The organism is Trinickia sp. Z7 (assembly GCF_056498045.1).
In genome coordinates this window covers 14220-30623 of the sequence record NZ_JAUEQW010000015.1, presented here as the reverse complement: position 1 = coordinate 30623, position 16404 = coordinate 14220, and the positions used below count along the sequence as shown (strand labels likewise).

General features: G+C 62.7%; 16 protein-coding genes. All 16 read left to right on the top strand.

Annotation, left to right across the window (positions count from 1 at the left end; all coding sequences use genetic code 11):
• Positions 1-42: 42 nt before the first annotated feature.
• The 16 genes from QQS38_RS21355 to QQS38_RS21280 all read left to right on the top strand — a co-directional run bounded on the left by QQS38_RS21355 (position 43) and on the right by QQS38_RS21280 (position 16342).
• Positions 43-522 carry a NuoB/complex I 20 kDa subunit family protein gene (locus QQS38_RS21355; RefSeq protein ID WP_006052903.1) on the top strand — a complete coding sequence of 160 codons (480 nt, stop codon included), beginning with the start codon at positions 43-45 and terminating at the stop codon, positions 520-522.
• Between the two features lie 19 nt (positions 523-541).
• A complete protein-coding gene (locus QQS38_RS21350; protein WP_479647352.1) occupies positions 542-1144 on the top strand; it encodes an NADH-quinone oxidoreductase subunit C in 603 nt (200 codons plus the stop codon).
• Positions 1145-1153: 9 nt separating this feature from the next.
• Positions 1154-2407, top strand: coding sequence for an NADH-quinone oxidoreductase subunit D (locus QQS38_RS21345; RefSeq protein WP_479647351.1), 1254 nt, complete (start codon positions 1154-1156; stop codon positions 2405-2407).
• A 123-nt stretch (positions 2408-2530) separates the two neighbouring features.
• Entirely contained in the window at positions 2531-3016 is a 486-nt protein-coding gene (nuoE, locus tag QQS38_RS21340) for an NADH-quinone oxidoreductase subunit NuoE (protein WP_479647350.1), read from the top strand.
• Complete coding sequence (nuoF, locus tag QQS38_RS21335; RefSeq protein ID WP_479647349.1) at positions 3013-4341, top strand: NADH-quinone oxidoreductase subunit NuoF; 1329 nt, start codon at positions 3013-3015, stop codon at positions 4339-4341. The genes nuoE and nuoF overlap by 4 nt, the downstream gene beginning before the upstream one ends.
• Before the next feature lie 133 nt (positions 4342-4474).
• Complete coding sequence (gene nuoG / locus QQS38_RS21330; protein WP_479647348.1) at positions 4475-6799, top strand: NADH-quinone oxidoreductase subunit NuoG; 2325 nt, start codon at positions 4475-4477, stop codon at positions 6797-6799.
• A complete protein-coding gene (gene nuoH / locus QQS38_RS21325) occupies positions 6799-7863 on the top strand; it encodes an NADH-quinone oxidoreductase subunit NuoH (protein ID WP_479647347.1) in 1065 nt (354 codons plus the stop codon). Before nuoG ends, nuoH begins: the two co-directional genes overlap by 1 nt.
• Positions 7864-7875: 12 nt before the next feature.
• A complete protein-coding gene (gene nuoI, locus QQS38_RS21320; RefSeq protein ID WP_479647346.1) occupies positions 7876-8364 on the top strand; it encodes an NADH-quinone oxidoreductase subunit NuoI in 489 nt (162 codons plus the stop codon).
• Between the two features lie 132 nt (positions 8365-8496).
• Positions 8497-9183 (top strand): NADH-quinone oxidoreductase subunit J, encoded by a 687-nt coding sequence (locus tag QQS38_RS21315; protein WP_479647345.1) that lies wholly within the window; start codon positions 8497-8499, stop codon positions 9181-9183.
• Between the two features lie 17 nt (positions 9184-9200).
• Complete coding sequence (nuoK, locus tag QQS38_RS21310; RefSeq protein ID WP_277430005.1) at positions 9201-9506, top strand: NADH-quinone oxidoreductase subunit NuoK; 306 nt, start codon at positions 9201-9203, stop codon at positions 9504-9506.
• A gap of 17 nt (positions 9507-9523) precedes the next feature.
• Positions 9524-11593 carry an NADH-quinone oxidoreductase subunit L gene (nuoL, locus tag QQS38_RS21305; protein ID WP_479647344.1) on the top strand — a complete coding sequence of 690 codons (2070 nt, stop codon included), beginning with the start codon at positions 9524-9526 and terminating at the stop codon, positions 11591-11593.
• A 15-nt stretch (positions 11594-11608) separates the two neighbouring features.
• Positions 11609-13099, top strand: a complete 1491-nt coding sequence (locus QQS38_RS21300) for an NADH-quinone oxidoreductase subunit M (protein ID WP_479647343.1) — start codon at positions 11609-11611, stop codon at positions 13097-13099.
• Positions 13100-13124: 25 nt separating this feature from the next.
• Entirely contained in the window at positions 13125-14603 is a 1479-nt protein-coding gene (nuoN, locus tag QQS38_RS21295; RefSeq protein WP_479647342.1) for an NADH-quinone oxidoreductase subunit NuoN, read from the top strand.
• Positions 14604-14738: 135 nt separating this feature from the next.
• Positions 14739-15035 carry a DUF2818 family protein gene (locus QQS38_RS21290; protein WP_479647341.1) on the top strand — a complete coding sequence of 99 codons (297 nt, stop codon included), beginning with the start codon at positions 14739-14741 and terminating at the stop codon, positions 15033-15035.
• A 69-nt stretch (positions 15036-15104) separates the two neighbouring features.
• A complete protein-coding gene (locus QQS38_RS21285) occupies positions 15105-15752 on the top strand; it encodes an NUDIX domain-containing protein (protein WP_479647340.1) in 648 nt (215 codons plus the stop codon).
• A gap of 86 nt (positions 15753-15838) precedes the next feature.
• A complete protein-coding gene (locus tag QQS38_RS21280) occupies positions 15839-16342 on the top strand; it encodes a DUF1178 family protein (protein WP_479647339.1) in 504 nt (167 codons plus the stop codon).
• Positions 16343-16404: the final 62 nt, after the last annotated feature.

The window sequence follows — 16404 nt, the reverse complement described above, 5'->3', positions numbered from 1 at the left end:
GGGCGCTGCGAAGCTCGCCGTCCCGTCTGGAGTACACAGCAAATGAGTATCGAAGGGGTCTTGAAGGAAGGGTTTGTCACCACGACGGCTGACAAGCTGATCAACTGGACGCGCACGGGTTCGCTCTGGCCCATGACGTTCGGGCTCGCCTGCTGCGCAGTCGAGATGATGCATGCGGGTGCGGCCCGCTACGACCTCGACCGGTTCGGGGTCGTATTCCGTCCTAGCCCGCGTCAGTCCGACGTCATGATCGTGGCCGGCACGCTTTGCAACAAGATGGCGCCCGCGCTGCGCAAGGTGTACGACCAAATGGCCGAACCGCGCTGGGTGATCTCGATGGGTTCCTGCGCGAATGGTGGCGGCTACTACCACTACTCGTATTCCGTGGTGCGCGGCTGCGATCGCATCGTGCCGGTCGACGTCTATGTGCCCGGCTGCCCGCCGACGGCCGAGGCGCTCGTCTATGGCGTGATCCAGCTGCAGGCGAAAATCCGCCGCACCAACACCATCGCCCGTCAATAAGCGCAAGCTTCCCCACAATATGGCAAGCAAACTCGAGACTCTCAAAGCGAACCTCGAGGCGGCCTTTGGCGGCCGTCTGACAAGCATCACCGAATCGATCGGCGAGCTGACCATCGTCGTGAAGGCGGGTGACTACCTGGATGTCGCCAAGCGCTTGCGCGACGATCGCACACTCGGCTTCGAGCAACTGATGGATTTGGCCGGCATCGACTATCAAACGTACGGCGACGGCGCTTACGACGGCCCGCGCTTCGCCGCCGTCTTGCATCTGTTGTCGGTGTCGAACAATTGGCGCGTGCGCGTGCGCGTATTCGCGCCCGATGACGACATGCCGCTCGTGCCCTCCGTCGTCGATGTCTGGAATTCGGCCAATTGGTACGAGCGCGAAGCGTTCGACTTGTATGGCATCGTGTTCGACGGCCACCCCGATCTGCGTCGGATCCTGACCGATTACGGCTTCATCGGTCACCCGTTCCGCAAGGATTTCCCGGTCTCGGGCTATGTCGAAATGCGCTACGACCCGGAAGAAAAGCGCGTCGTATACCAGCCGGTGACGATCGAGCCGCGCGAAATCACGCCGCGCGTGATTCGCGAGGATCGCTACGGCGGTCTGAAACACTAAGAGGTCGCCATGGCAGAGATCAAGAACTACACGCTCAACTTCGGCCCGCAGCACCCGGCAGCGCACGGCGTGCTGCGCCTCGTGCTCGAGCTCGACGGCGAAGTGATCCAACGCGCCGATCCGCATATCGGCCTGTTGCATCGTGCGACGGAAAAGCTCGCCGAGAACAAGACCTACATTCAGTCGGTGCCGTACATGGACCGTCTCGACTATGTGTCGATGATGGTCAACGAGCACGGCTACGTGCTGGCCATCGAGAAGCTGCTGGGCATCGACGTGCCGATTCGCGCGAAATACATCCGTGTGCTCTTCGACGAAATCACGCGGGTGCTGAACCATTTGATGTGGATCGGCGCGCACGCGCTCGACGTCGGTGCGATGGCGGTGTTCCTGTACGCGTTCCGCGAGCGCGAGGATCTGATGGACGTCTACGAGGCGGTGTCGGGCGCGCGGATGCACGCGGCCTACTATCGCCCGGGCGGCGTCTATCGCGATCTACCCGACGCCATGCCGCAATACAGGGCGTCGAAAATTCGCAACGCGAAGGCGCTCGAAAGGATGAACGAAGCGCGGCAAGGCTCGCTGCTCGACTTCATCGACGATTTCTTCACGCGCTTCCCGGCCTGTGTCGACGAGTACGAAACGCTGCTCACCGACAACCGCATCTGGAAGCAGCGCCTGGTCGGCATCGGCGTCGTCAGCCCCGAGCGCGCGTTCCAGCTCGGATTGACTGGCGCGATGCTGCGCGGGTCGGGGGTGGAGTGGGATTTGCGCAAGAAGCAGCCGTACGAGGTGTACGATCAGCTCGATTTCGACATTCCCGTCGGCGTGAACGGCGATTGCTACGACCGCTACCTCGTGCGTGTCGAGGAAATGCGTCAGTCCACCCGCATCGCCAAGCAATGCATCGAGTGGCTGCGCAAGAACCCGGGCCCGGTGATGATCGATAACTACAAGGTCGCACCGCCCTCGCGCGTGGGTATGAAGTCGAACATGGAAGAGCTGATTCACCACTTCAAGCTCTTCACGGAAGGGTTTCACGTGCCGGAAGGCGAAGCGTATGCCGCGGTCGAGCATCCGAAGGGCGAATTCGGCATCTATTTGGTGTCGGACGGCGCGAACAAGCCGTATCGCCTCAAGATTCGCGCGCCCGGCTATGCGCACCTGGCCGCGCTCGACGAGATGGCGCGCGGTCACATGATCGCGGACGCCGTCACCATCATCGGTACGCAGGATATCGTGTTCGGCGAAATCGACCGGTAAGCGCCGCACGGCGCGACGGTAGCAAGCGGCGCGTGATGCCGCCTGCGGTGCGCCGGGTCTGCCGCGACGAACAAGGCGGCAGGTTTTCGTTCGGTAGGAATTGAAAGAGTTCGTGTTCTCAAAATGATCTCAGCTGAAGGCCTGAAAGAAATCGATCGCGCGCTGGCGAAGTATCCCGCCGATCAGAAACAGTCCGCCGTGATGTCGGCGTTGGCCGTCGCTCAGGAAGAGCACGGCTGGCTGTCGCCCGAACTGATGCAGTTCGTGGCCGATTACCTGGGCATGCCGGCCGTTGCCGTGCAGGAGGTCGCGACCTTCTACACGATGTACGAGACGTCGCCCGTCGGTAAGCACAAGATCACGCTTTGCACGAACCTGCCGTGCCAACTCGGCCCGCATGGTGGCGCCGAGGCTACGGCCGATTATCTGAAACAGAAGCTCGGTATCGACTTCGGCGAAACGACGCCCGACGGCAAGTTCACGCTCAAGGAAGGCGAGTGCTTCGGCTCGTGCGGCGACGCACCGGTGTTGCTCGTGAACAATCACCGCATGTGCAGCTTCATGACCCGCGAGAAGATCGACGCTTTGCTCGAGGAGCTTTCGAAATGACGTCTTTGCACGACCGTCACATCAAACCGCTGATTCTCGCGGGCCTGAACGGCGAGAACTGGCGTCTGGACGATTACGTCGCGCGCGGCGGCTACAAGCAGCTGCGCCGGATCCTCGAAGAGAAGATCCCGCCCGAGCAAGTGATTGCCGACGTCAAGGCGTCGGGCTTGCGCGGTCGCGGCGGCGCGGGCTTCCCGACCGGCTTGAAGTGGAGCTTCATGCCGCGTCAGTTTCCGGGGCAGAAATACCTCGTCTGCAACTCGGACGAAGGCGAGCCGGGTACGTTCAAGGACCGCGACATTCTGCGCTGGAACCCGCATTCGCTCATCGAAGGGATGGCGATCGGCGCGTACGCGATGGGCATCACGGTCGGCTACAACTACATCCACGGCGAGATCTTCGAAGTCTACAAGCGCTTCGAAGAGGCGCTCGACGAGGCGCGTCGCGCCGGTTACCTCGGCAATGACATCCTAGGCTCCGGTTTCTCGTTCGAGCTCCACGCGCATCACGGCTACGGCGCCTATATTTGCGGCGAAGAAACCGCGCTGCTCGAATCGCTCGAAGGCAAGAAAGGCCAGCCGCGCTTCAAGCCGCCGTTCCCGGCGAGCTTCGGCGTCTACGGCAAGCCCACGACCATCAACAATACCGAGACCTTCGCCGCGGTGCCGTTCCTGCTCGAGATCGGGCCGCAGCAGTATCTCGAGCTCGGCAAGCCGAACAACGGCGGCACGAAGATCTTCTCGGTGTCGGGTGACGTCGAGCGTCCGGGCAACTATGAAATTCCGCTCGGCACGCCGTTCTCCACGTTGATGGAATTGGCCGGCGGCGTGCGCGGCGGCAAGAAGCTCAAGGCCGTGATTCCGGGCGGCTCGTCTGCGCCTGTCGTGCCGGGCGAGCTCATGATGCAGACCGACATGGACTACGATTCGATCGCGAAGGTCGGGTCGATGCTAGGTTCGGGCGCGGTGATCGTCATGGACGAAACGCGTTGCATGGTGCGCTCGCTCTTGCGTCTGTCGTACTTCTACTTTGAAGAGTCGTGCGGGCAATGCACGCCGTGCCGCGAGGGCACCGGCTGGCTTTATCGCGTCGTCAATCGCATCGAGCACGGCCAGGGCCGCAAGGAAGATCTCGACCTGCTGAACTCGGTTGCCGAGAACATCATGGGCCGCACGATTTGCGCGCTCGGCGATGCGGCGGCGATGCCCGTGCGAGGCATGCTCAAGCACTACTGGAACGAATTCGAATATCACGTCGAGCACAAGCGTTGCCTGGTCGGCGGCCACGCGAGTGTCCCGAGCGCTGCCGACGCGGCGATCGCCTAGCGGCTGCGCCGTGAGCGTAACGGCGCGCTGCACGGAATCATCGCTTCATTCCAACCGCCCGCCGAACGACCTTCGGCGGGCGGTTCAGCGAGCAAAAGATTGAGCGGTAATAGGTTAAGGACCATTCACCATCATGGTTGAACTTGAAATAGACGGGAAGAAGGTCGAGGTGCCCGAAGGCAGCATGGTCATCCAGGCTGCGCATAAGGTCGACACGTACATCCCTCACTTCTGCTATCACAAGAAGCTTTCGATCGCGGCCAACTGCCGCATGTGTCTCGTCGAAGTCGAGAAGATGCCCAAGGCCGTGCCCGCTTGCGCGACGCCCGTGTCGGCCGGCATGGTCGTGCGCACGAAGTCCGAGAAGGCGGTGAAGGCGCAGCAGTCGGTGATGGAATTCCTGCTCATCAATCACCCGCTCGATTGCCCGATTTGCGATCAGGGCGGTGAATGCCAGTTGCAGGACTTGGCAGTCGGCTACGGCAAGTCGGCCTCGCGCTACACGGAAGAAAAGCGCGTCGTCTTCCACAAGAACGTCGGTCCGCTCATCTCCATGGAAGAGATGACGCGTTGCATTCACTGCACGCGCTGCGTTCGCTTCGGCCAGGAGATCGCCGGCGTCATGGAGCTCGGCATGCTGGGCCGCGGAGAGCATTCGGAGATTACGACGTTCGTCGGCAAGACGGTCGATTCCGAACTGTCGGGCAACATGATCGATCTGTGCCCGGTCGGCGCGCTCACGAGCAAGCCTTTCCGCTATAGCGCCCGCACGTGGGAACTCTCGCGCCGCAAGTCGGTGAGCCCGCACGATTCGGTCGGCGCCAATCTCGTCGTGCAAAGCAAGAACAACCGCGTCATGCGCGTGCTGCCGCTCGAGAACGAAGCCATCAACGAGTGCTGGATCTCCGATAAGGACCGCTTCTCGTACGAAGGGCTGAACAGCGAAGGCCGCTTGACGCAGCCGATGATCAAGCAAGGCGGCGAATGGATCGAAACCGATTGGCAGACCGCGCTTGAATATGCGGCCAAGAGCCTGAAGGGCGTGGCCGCCGATCACGGCGCGAATGCGCTCGCGATGCTCGGCAGCGCGCATAGCACGGTCGAGGAATTGTTCCTGCTCAAGCAGCTCGCGCAAGCGCTCGGTACGGCGAACGTCGACTTCCGGCTGCGTCAGTCCGATTTCTCCGGTGCGAGCGCCGGTGCGCCGTGGCTCGGCATGCCGCTCGCCGATCTCTCGACGCTCGACGGCGCGTTCGTGATCGGCTCGTTCCTGCGCCGCGACCATCCGCTGATGGCTGCGCGTCTGCGCCAAGCCGCGCGTAGCGGCGCCAAGCTGCACCTGTTGCACGCAACGGGCGAGAACTCGCTGATCCCGACCGCGAAGACGATCGTTGCCGCGCCGTCGGCGTGGGTCGATACGCTGGCCGGCATCGCCGCCGCCGTCGCGCAAGCGCGCAACGTCGCGCTGCCGCAAGGCGTGGCGGGCGTCGAAGCGACGGCTGCCGCGCAAGAGATCGCCGCCTCCCTGGCGAGCGGCGAGAAGCGCGCGGTGTTGATCGGCAACAGCGCGGTCCAACACCCCGAGTTTTCACGCATCCATGCGCTGGCTCAGTGGATCGCCGAACAAACGGGCGCCACGCTCGGCTTCCTCACGGAAGCGGCGAACACCGTGGGCGCGCATTTGGTCGGCGCGCTACCCGGCGCGCAAGGGTTGAACGCTCGCCAAGCGTTCGACGAGCCGCGCAAGGGCTATGTGCTGCTCAACTTCGAACCCGAATTCGATACGGCCAACCCCGCGCAGGCGCTTGCCGCGCTGCGCCAGGCCGAGACGGTCGTCGTCATGTCGCCGTTCAAGACGGGCCTCGACTACGCCGACGTATTGCTGCCGATCTCGCCGTTCACGGAAACGGCCGGCGCGTTCGTCAACGCGGAGGGCACGTTGCAGGCATTCAGCGGCGTCGTGCGCCCGCTCGGCGAAACGCGTCCGGGCTGGAAGGTGCTGCGCGTGCTCGGTAACGTCCTCGGCTTGCCCGGTTTCGAGTACGACTCCGTCGAAGACGTGCGCGCCGCGGCGTTGCCACAGGGCGTCGATGCGTCGCGCTTGAACAACCGCACCGAGGCGGCGCTCTCGCGCGGCACGCAAGCGAGCGGCGTGCTCGAGCGCATCGCCGATGTGCCGATCTATCACGCCGATGCGCTCGTGCGCCGCGCGCCGTCGCTCCATCTGACGGCTGCGAGCCGCGCGGCCGAATCGATCGGCCTTTCGGCCGCATTGTGCGACAAGTTGGGACTCAAGGAAGGCGATGCGGTGCGCGTGCGCCAAGGCGGTCGTTCCGTGCAAGCCGGCGCGACGCGCGATGCGCTGCTCGCGGATACGGCGGTGCGCGTCTCGGCCGGCACGACGCTTGGCGCTGCCCTCGGCGCTCTGTTCGGTGAACTCGTGGTGGAGAAGGCGTAATGAGCTTGTTCGATACGATCAACGCAGGGGGCGCGCAGGCGCTCGGTGCGGCTTGGCCCACCGTGTGGGCGCTCGTGCGCATCCTCGTCGTCTCCGTCGCGATTCTGCTGTGCGTGGCATACCTGATTCTCTGGGAACGCAAGCTCATCGGCTGGATGCACGTGCGTCTCGGGCCGAATCGCGTCGGCCCTGCGGGTTTGCTGCAGCCGATCGCCGACGTGCTCAAGCTGTTGCTCAAGGAAGTGATTCAGCCGACGGCCGCGAGTCGTTGGCTTTATCTGATTGCGCCGATCATGACGGTGGTGCCCGCCTTCGCGGTCTGGGCCGTGATTCCGTTCCAAGCGCAAGCCGTGCTCGGCAACATCAACGCGGGCCTGCTCTACGTCATTGCGATCTCGTCGATCGGCGTGTACGGCGTGATCCTCGCGGGCTGGGCCTCCAACTCGAAGTACGCGTTCCTCGGCGCCATGCGCGCCGCCGCGCAGATGGTCTCGTACGAAGTGTCGATGGGGTTTGCGCTCGTCGTCGTGCTGATGACTTCGGGCAGCTTGAACCTGTCGGATATCGTCGGCTCGCAAATGCGCGGCTTCTTCGCCTCGCACGGGGTCACGTTCCTCTCGTGGAACTGGCTGCCGCTGCTGCCGGTGTTCGTCGTCTATTTCATCTCGGGCATCGCCGAAACGAACCGCCACCCGTTCGACGTGGTGGAAGGGGAGTCCGAAATCGTGGCGGGCCACATGATCGATTACTCGGGGATGGCGTTCGCGCTGTTCTTCCTCGCCGAGTACATCAACATGATCGTGATTTCCGCGCTGGCCGCCACGCTGTTCCTGGGCGGCTGGAGCGCGCCGTTCGGCTTCTTGTCGTTCGTTCCGGGCATCTTCTGGCTCATGCTGAAGGTGTTCCTCCTGTTGTCGGTGTTCATCTGGGCGCGTGCGACGTTCCCGCGCTATCGCTATGACCAGATCATGCGCCTCGGCTGGAAAGTGTTCCTGCCCGTGTGCATCGTCTGGGTGGTCGTGGTCGGCTTCTGGATCATGTCGCCGCTGAACATCTGGAAATAAAGGCGCAGCGAAATGAACGCTATTCAAAACTTCTTCAAGACGTTTTTCCTGACCGAGCTGCTCAAGGGGCTGGCGTTGACGGGCCGTTACACGTTCCGCCGCAAGTTCACGGTGCAGTTCCCCGAGGAAAAGACGCCGCTCTCGCCGCGTTTCCGCGGCCTGCATGCGCTGCGCCGGTACGAAAACGGCGAAGAGCGCTGCATCGCCTGCAAGCTGTGCGAAGCGGTGTGTCCGGCGCTTGCCATCACGATCGAGTCGGAAGTGCGCGCGGACAACACGCGCCGCACGACGCGCTACGACATCGACCTGACCAAGTGCATCTTCTGCGGTTTCTGCGAGGAAAGCTGCCCCGTCGATTCGATCGTCGAGACGAGCATCCTCGAGTACCACGGCGAAAAGCGCGGCGACTTGTACTTCACCAAGGACATGTTGCTCGCGGTGGGCGATCGCTACGAAGCGGAGATCGCGGCTTCGAAAGCGGCCGACGCGCCGTATCGTTGACAAGCATTGACGCAGTTGCATGTGCTCGACGCGTTGTTGGGGTGACGCGGTGGTTCGTCCGCCGCGGTGAGAAGCGGTGTGCCGCCTGCGACCACTACGCCTAATTGATGAGCTAACGATGAACCGGTAATCATGGAATTCACGACCGTACTGTTTTACATCTTCGCGCTGCTCCTGACCGTGTCGGCGCTGAAGGTGATCACGTCGCGCAACCCGGTCGGGTCGGCGCTCTTTCTCGTGCTCGCGTTCTTCAACGCGGCGGCGATCTGGATGCTGCTCGAGGCCGAATTCCTCGCGATCCTGCTCGTGTTGCTCTACGTCGGCGCGGTGATGGTGCTGTTCCTGTTCGTCGTGATGATGCTCGACATCAACCTCGACGTGCTGCGCAAAGACTTCAAGCGCTTCGTGCCCGTGGCGACGATCGTCGGCGCGATCATCATCGTCGAGACGGCGCTGATCCTCTGGCACGGCTACGGCGCGACCAGCACGCCGGTGCGCGATGCGGCGGCCGCGGGCGCGAGCGCGATGCCGAACACGTACTTGATCGGCAAGGTGATCTACACCGATTACGTGTTCGCCTTCGAAGTGGCCGGGCTCGTCTTGCTCGTCGCGATCATCGCGGCGATCGCGCTGACGGCGCGCAAGGGCAAGGACAGCAAGCGCCAGCGCGTGTCGGATCAAGTGAAGGTGCGCGCGCAAGACCGCGTGCGCATCGTGAAGATGCAGGCCGAGAAGGCGACGCTGCCGGCTACCGCCGAAGGCGCCGCCGGCGAGCCGAACGCCAATGTCGGCGCCGGCGCGGTCGACAGCAACCGTTGAGCATCGAGGAGAAAAATATGGTGACTCTGGCTCATTACCTCGTGCTCGGCGCGATCTTGTTTGCGATCGGCGTCGTCGGCATTTTCCTGAATCGTCGTAACGTCATCATCATCCTGATGGCGATCGAACTGATCTTGCTCGCGGTGAACACGAACTTCGTCGCGTTCTCGCACTACCTTGGCGACATACACGGGCAGATCTTCGTGTTCTTCGTGTTGACGGTGGCCGCGGCCGAAGCGGCGATCGGTCTTGCGATTCTCGTGACTCTGTTCCGTACCCTCGACACGATCAACGTCGAGGATCTCGATCAGCTCAAAGGTTAAATTCAGGCACTGCGGTTATGTCCACGACACTCAATGAAAACCTGCTGCTGGCGGTTCCGCTCGCACCGCTCGCCGGCTCGCTGATTGCAGGTCTTGGCGGGAAGCTGGTAGGGCGCAAGGGTAGCCACCGCGTCACGATCCTCGGCGTGCTGATCTCGTTCATTCTGTCGGCGATGGTGTTCGCCGACGTCCTGCACGGCGCGAGCTACAACGCGACCGTCTACGAATGGATGCGAGTCGGCCCGCTCAAGCTCGAAGTCGGCTTCCTCGTCGATTCGCTCACGGCGATGATGATGTGCGTCGTCACCTTCGTGTCGCTGATGGTTCACATCTACACGATCGGCTACATGGCCGAGGACGACGGCTACGAGCGCTTCTTCTCGTATATCTCGCTGTTCACGTTCTCGATGCTGATGCTCGTCATGAGCAACAACTTCCTGCAGCTGTTCTTCGGTTGGGAAGCGGTGGGTCTCGTGTCGTATCTCCTGATCGGCTTTTACTTCACTCGTGAAAGCGCGATCTACGCGAACATGAAGGCGTTCCTCGTGAACCGCGTCGGCGATTTCGGCTTCCTGCTCGGCATCGGCCTCATTCTCGCCTACGCCGGTTCGATGAACTACGGCGAAGTGTTCGCCAAGCGCGAGGCGCTCGCGGCGCTCACGTTCCCGGGCACCCAGTGGGGCTTGCTGACGGTCGCCTGCATTTGCCTGTTCATCGGCGCGATGGGTAAGTCGGCGCAGTTCCCGCTGCATGTCTGGCTGCCCGATTCGATGGAAGGTCCGACGCCTATCTCCGCGCTGATTCACGCGGCGACGATGGTGACGGCCGGTATCTTCATGGTCTCGCGCATGTCGCCGCTGTTCGAGCTGTCCGATACGGCGCTCTCGTTCATCATGGTGATCGGCGCGATCACGGCGCTGTTCATGGGGTTCCTCGGCATCGTCCAGAACGACATCAAGCGCGTGGTCGCGTACTCGACGCTCTCGCAGCTCGGCTACATGACGGTAGCGCTGGGCGCGTCGGCGTATTCGATCTCGGTGTTCCACCTGATGACCCACGCGTTCTTCAAAGCGTTGCTGTTCCTCGGCGCGGGCTCGGTCATCATCGGCATGCATCACGATCAAGACATGCGCAACATGGGCGGCCTGCGCAAGTACATGCCGATCACGTGGATCACGTCGCTCGTCGGTTCGCTCGCGCTGATCGGCACGCCGTTCTTCGCCGGCTTCTATTCGAAGGATTCGATCATCGATGCCGTGGGCCTCTCGCATCTGCCGGGTTCGGGCTTCGCGTACTTCGCGGTCGTGGCGAGCGTGTTCGTGACGGCGCTGTATTCGTTCCGTATGTACTTCATGGTGTTCCACGGCGAAGAGCGGTTCCGTCATCCGAAAGATTTCGGCAACGGCCATGGCGCGGAATCGGCCGCGCACGGCGGCAATGGTCACGACCATGGCCATGGTCACGACGATCACGGTCACGGGCATGCCCACGAGCCGCATGAAACGCCGTGGGTCGTATGGGTGCCGCTGGTATTGCTGGCCATTCCCTCGGTGATCATCGGCGCGATCGCGATCGGCCCCATGATCTACGGCGATTTCTTCGCGCACGGTGTGGCGTTCGAGAAGGTCATCTTCGTCGGCGAGAACCACGGCGCGATCGAAGAAATGGCCAAGGAATTCCACGGCTGGCTGCCGATGGCGCTGCATTCGGTGCAGTCGCTGCCGCTGTGGCTCGCCATTGCGGGTGTGGTGACGGCGTGGTTCCTGTATCTGGTTCGCCCGGATCTGCCGGCGGTGATTCGCCGCGCGGCCGGCCCGGTCTACACGCTGCTCGAGAACAAGTACTACATGGACAAGATCAACGAAGTCGTCTTTGCACGCGGTGCGGTGGCCATCGGCCGCGGCCTGTGGAAAGAAGGCGACGTCGTGGTCATCGACGGTCTCGTCAACGGCAGCGCACGCTTCATCGGTTGGTTCGCCAGCGTGATCCGCTTCCTGCAATCCGGTTACATCTACCACTACGCGTTCGCCATGATCATCGGCATGCTGGGGCTCCTTACCCTGTTTGTAACGCTCGGCGGCAAATAAGGCGGGGGACACTTAATGCACTCTTTTCCGATTCTTAGTACCGCGATCTGGCTGCCGATCGTTTTCGGTTTGGCCGTTCTCGCCGTCGGTTCCGATAAGAACCCTGGACCCGCGCGCTGGCTCGCGCTGATCGGCTCGATTCTCGGGCTGCTCGTGACGTTGCCGCTCATCAGCGGCTTCGATACGACGAGCGCCGCGCTGCAGTTCGTCGAGCAGGCGAACTGGATCGAGCGCTTCCATATCACGTACCACCTCGGCGTCGACGGCATCTCGATGTGGTTCGTCGTGCTGACGGCTTTGATCACGGTGATCGTCGTGATCGCCGGCTGGGAAGTCATCACCGAACACGTGTCGCAATACATGGCGGCATTCCTGATCCTCTCGGGGATCATGGTCGGCGTGTTCTCCGCTGCCGACGGTCTGCTGTTCTACGTGTTCTTCGAAGCGACGCTGATCCCGATGTACCTGATCATCGGCGTGTGGGGCGGACCGAACCGGATTTACGCCGCGTTCAAGTTCTTCCTCTATACGCTGGCCGGCTCGCTGCTGATGCTCGTCGCGCTGATTTATCTCTACGTCCAGACGGGAACGTTCGATCTGGCCGCATGGCAAAGCGCCAAGATTGCGATGACGCCGCAGGTGTTGCTGTTCATCGCCTTCTTCCTGGCGTTCGCCGTCAAGGTGCCGATGTGGCCCGTGCATACGTGGTTGCCCGATGCGCACGTGGAAGCGCCGACGGGCGGCTCGGTGGTGCTGGCCGCGATCATGCTCAAGCTCGGCGCGTACGGTTTCCTGCGCTTCTCGCTGCCGATCGCACCCGACGCAAGCCACACGCTCGCGCCGGTGATCATCACGCTGTCGCTCATTGCCGTCATCTACATCGGCCTCGTGGCGATGGTGCAGGCCGACATGAAGAAGCTCGTCGCGTATTCGTCGATCGCGCACATGGGCTTCGTCACGTTGGGCTTTTTCATCTTCAATCAGCTCGGCGTCGAGGGCGCGATCGTGCAGATGATCTCGCACGGCTTCGTCTCGGGCGCGATGTTCCTTTGCATCGGCGTGCTCTATGACCGCATGCACTCGCGCCAGATCGCCGATTACGGCGGCGTCGTGAACGTCATGCCCAAGTTCGCCGCGCTCGTGATGCTGTTCTCGATGGCCAACTGCGGCTTGCCGGGCACGTCCGGGTTCGTCGGCGAATTCATGGTGATTCTGGCCGCGGTTCAGTTCAACTTCTGGATTGGGTTCGGCGCTGCATTCACGCTGATTCTCGGCGCTGCCTACACGCTGTGGATGTACAAGCGCGTGTATTTTGGCGCGGTGACGAACGATCACGTGAAGGCGCTCAAGGACATCAACGGCCGCGAGTATCTGATTCTCGGCGTGCTGGCGTTTTTCACGCTGTTCATGGGCCTGTATCCGAAGCCTTTCACCGATGTGATGCACGTCTCCGTGGAAAACCTCCTCTCCCACGTCGCGCAGTCGAAGCTGCCGGTGTCACAGTAACGCCGAGCGGAGGAACGAAAAGATCATGCAAAACGCCCCTATGTCTCTCTTGTTGCCCGATGGGCTGCTGATGGTGGCCGCCGTCCTCGCGTGGCTGAACGAAACGTTCGCCGGCGATTCGGGCCGGCGCCTGACGTACCTGATCGCGGTGCTGTCCTCGCTCGTCGCGGGCGTCTGGTTCGTCACGCTCGTGTTCGATCCGCAGCCGCATTACTTCTTCTCGCACATGTACGTCGTCGACGGCTTTGCGAGCGCGATGAAAGCGGTCGTGTCGCTCGGCTACGCCGTGACGATGATCTATTCGCGCAAGTATCTGGACGACCGCAACCTGTTCCGCGGGGATTACTTCCTGCTCGGCATGTTCGCGCTGCTCGGCCAGCTCGTGATGATCTCGGGCAGCAACTTCCTCACGCTGTATCTGGGCCTCGAACTGATGTCGCTCTCGCTGTATGCGGCCATTGCGCTGCGTCGCGACGCGTCGCAGTCGAACGAAGCGGCCATGAAGTACTACGTGCTCGGCGCGCTCGCTTCGGGCTTCCTGCTCTACGGCATGTCGATGCTCTACGGCGCGACGGGCTCGCTCGATCTGAACGAAGTGCTCAAGGCGGTCGCCTCCGGGCACATCAACAATGTCGTGCTGCTGTTCGGCGTGATCTTCATCGTGGCGGGCGTGGCGTTCAAGATGGGTGCGGTGCCGTTCCACATGTGGGTGCCCGACGTCTATCACGGCGCACCGACGGCCATGACATTGCTCGTTGGCGGCGGCCCGAAGGTCGCGGCCTTCGCGTGGGGCTTGCGCCTGCTCGTCATGGGGGTGTTGCCGCTCGCAGGCGATTGGCAGCAGATGTTGACGATTCTGGCGGCGCTGTCGCTGATCGTCGGCAACATCACGGGTATCGTGCAGCGCAACGTCAAGCGCATGCTCGCTTATTCGGCGATCTCGAACATGGGCTTCGTGCTGCTCGGTCTGCTTTCGGGCGTGGTCGACGGCAAGGCGGACGGCATGGCGAGCGCCTACAGCTCGGCGATGTTCTACAGCATCATCTATCTGCTGACGACGCTCGGTTCGTTCGGCATCGTCATGCTGCTCGCGCGCCGCGACTTCGAGGCCGATACGCTGGACGATTTCAAGGGCTTGAACAAGCGCAGCCCCGTGTTCGCCTTCGTCATGATGGCGATGATGTTCTCGCTGGCCGGCATTCCGCCGACGGTCGGTTTCTACGCGAAGCTCGCCGTGCTCGAGGCGACCGTCAACGCCGGTCTGACCTGGCTTGCCGTGCTGGCCGTGATCACGTCGCTGTTCGGTGCGTTCTACTATCTGCGCATCGTCAAGCTGATGTACTTCGACGCGCCCCAAGATACGTCGCCGCTCGCGAGCGATGCATCGGGCCGGTGGCTTCTCGTGCTCAACGGCATCGCCGTCGTGGCGCTCGGCATCGTGCCGGGGCCGCTGATGACGCTGTGCCTGAACGCCGTGACGCATACGCTGCCTGTCGCGCTGTGATGAAGTCCTGGCGCACGCTGGCGGCATCCGCCGGCGGGAACGTACGCTCGACCCCTTGCTCCGGCCGCACGCGCGCTCGCGCCGGGCGGGGGCGCGCGAGCCGTGATTGCGGCGCGATCGGCGCGGGAGCCTGACATGTCCGCAGCCGGCTGGTTCATCGTGTTGTTGGCGCTCGTCGGCGCCAACCTGCCGTTCCTCAATCAGCGGCTATTCGCCGTGGCGCCGCTGCCCACCGCGAAAAAGAACGCGTGGATTCGTATCGCCGAACTGATCGCGTTGTATTTCGCGGTCGGCCTGATCGGCTTTTATCTCGAAGCGCGAGCGGGCAACCGGTTCGATCAAGGCTGGCAGTTCTACGCGATCACGTTCTGCTTGTTCGTGGTGTTCGCGTTTCCCGGTTTTGCGTTTCAATATCTCGTCAAGCGTCGCTGACGGCCCCATCGGCCACCGCTGCCGGGGGCGCGTCACGTCGCGGCGTGACCTCATCCTAGGAGCGCTCAGATGGCCCAACCTTCCGATCCCAACCATCCGCATCACCATGCGTCGCTGACAGAAACGCGCCTCGACGGCGAGTCCGTCTATGACGGCGGGTTCCTCAAAATCAAACGCGATACGGTGCGCCTGCCGGACGGCAAACACACGAAACGCGAGTACGTGTTGCATTCGGGCGCCGTCATGGTCATCCCCTTGTTCGACGACGGCCGGGTGTTGCTCGAGCGGCAGTATCGCTATCCGATCTGCCAGGTGATGACCGAGTTTCCGGCGGGCAAGCTCGATCCGGACGAAGGGGCGCTCGCCTGCGCCGAACGGGAGTTGCGTGAGGAGACAGGGTATTCGGCGCGCGAATACACGTTTCTGACGCGCATTCATCCGATCATTTCTTATTCGACCGAATTCATCGACATCTTCCTCGCTCGCGGCCTAACGGCGGGCGAGCGCAAGCTCGACGACGGCGAGTTCCTCGAAGTCTTCACGGCGGACGTGGCGCAAGTGGGCGAGTGGATCCGCACGGGCGAAATCACGGACGTCAAGACGATCATCGGCCACTTCTGGCTCGAAAAAGTGCTGTCGGGGGAGTGGCAGCCCGACCGGAAGGAGCCGCCGTTTCCGCCGGTGCCTGGCGCTGCCGATCGAGCCGTAGGCGCGTAACAACGCACGGCGCGGGGGCGAACGATCGTTCGCCCCAATTGCGCTACACTTACGCGCACATTGGTTGCATCCGGCTCGTATCTAGCATGAAGGTTCTCGATCTGCAGTGTCCGCACGGTCATCGGTTCGAAGGCTGGTTCGCCTCCGCCGCTGACTTCGAATCTCAGTTGTCGCGCAAGCTGATCGCATGTCCGGTCTGCGCGGCGACGGAGGTAAGTCGCATGCCGTCCGCGCCGCGCCTGAATTTATCGGGCGCGACGAGGCCGCGGCAGGACTTGGCGCAGCCGCGCGACGCACGGGAAGCCGCGGGCGAGGGCGGGCGTGAGGCCACGGCCGAATCCGGCGGCGCCGTCGAGCGTGCGCGCGAGTTCGAGGCGATGGCGCTGCGCATGCTGCGCGAGATCGTGGGCAAGGCAGAAAACGTCGGTGACCGCTTTGCCGAAGAGGCGCGGCGCATTCATTACAACGAAGCGCCGACGCGCAGCATTCGCGGCGTCACGACGCCGGAGGACGCTCGCGCGCTGGTAGACGAGGGTATCGACGTGATGGCGCTGCCGAGCGTTTGCGTACCGAAAGAGTCGCTGCAATAGCGGCCGCTTCAGAAAAACGCCGGGCAGCAGGCCATCGAAAGCCCGACACCGGAGGGAAGCGC

Bases quoted from the DNA above. Each gene is read 5' to 3' on its own strand.
- QQS38_RS21355 (WP_006052903.1), top strand. From the start codon at position 43: ATGAGTATCGAAGGGGTCTTGAAGGAAGGGTTTGTCACCACGACGGCT.
- QQS38_RS21350 (WP_479647352.1), top strand. From the start codon at position 542: ATGGCAAGCAAACTCGAGACTCTCAAAGCGAACCTCGAGGCGGCCTTT.
- QQS38_RS21345 (WP_479647351.1), top strand. From the start codon at position 1,154: ATGGCAGAGATCAAGAACTACACGCTCAACTTCGGCCCGCAGCACCCG.
- nuoE (WP_479647350.1), top strand. From the start codon at position 2,531: ATGATCTCAGCTGAAGGCCTGAAAGAAATCGATCGCGCGCTGGCGAAG.
- nuoF (WP_479647349.1), top strand. From the start codon at position 3,013: ATGACGTCTTTGCACGACCGTCACATCAAACCGCTGATTCTCGCGGGC.
- nuoG (WP_479647348.1), top strand. From the start codon at position 4,475: ATGGTTGAACTTGAAATAGACGGGAAGAAGGTCGAGGTGCCCGAAGGC.
- nuoH (WP_479647347.1), top strand. From the start codon at position 6,799: ATGAGCTTGTTCGATACGATCAACGCAGGGGGCGCGCAGGCGCTCGGT.
- nuoI (WP_479647346.1), top strand. From the start codon at position 7,876: ATGAACGCTATTCAAAACTTCTTCAAGACGTTTTTCCTGACCGAGCTG.
- QQS38_RS21315 (WP_479647345.1), top strand. From the start codon at position 8,497: ATGGAATTCACGACCGTACTGTTTTACATCTTCGCGCTGCTCCTGACC.
- nuoK (WP_277430005.1), top strand. From the start codon at position 9,201: ATGGTGACTCTGGCTCATTACCTCGTGCTCGGCGCGATCTTGTTTGCG.
- nuoL (WP_479647344.1), top strand. From the start codon at position 9,524: ATGTCCACGACACTCAATGAAAACCTGCTGCTGGCGGTTCCGCTCGCA.
- QQS38_RS21300 (WP_479647343.1), top strand. From the start codon at position 11,609: ATGCACTCTTTTCCGATTCTTAGTACCGCGATCTGGCTGCCGATCGTT.
- nuoN (WP_479647342.1), top strand. From the start codon at position 13,125: ATGCAAAACGCCCCTATGTCTCTCTTGTTGCCCGATGGGCTGCTGATG.
- QQS38_RS21290 (WP_479647341.1), top strand. From the start codon at position 14,739: ATGTCCGCAGCCGGCTGGTTCATCGTGTTGTTGGCGCTCGTCGGCGCC.
- QQS38_RS21285 (WP_479647340.1), top strand. From the start codon at position 15,105: ATGGCCCAACCTTCCGATCCCAACCATCCGCATCACCATGCGTCGCTG.
- QQS38_RS21280 (WP_479647339.1), top strand. From the start codon at position 15,839: ATGAAGGTTCTCGATCTGCAGTGTCCGCACGGTCATCGGTTCGAAGGC.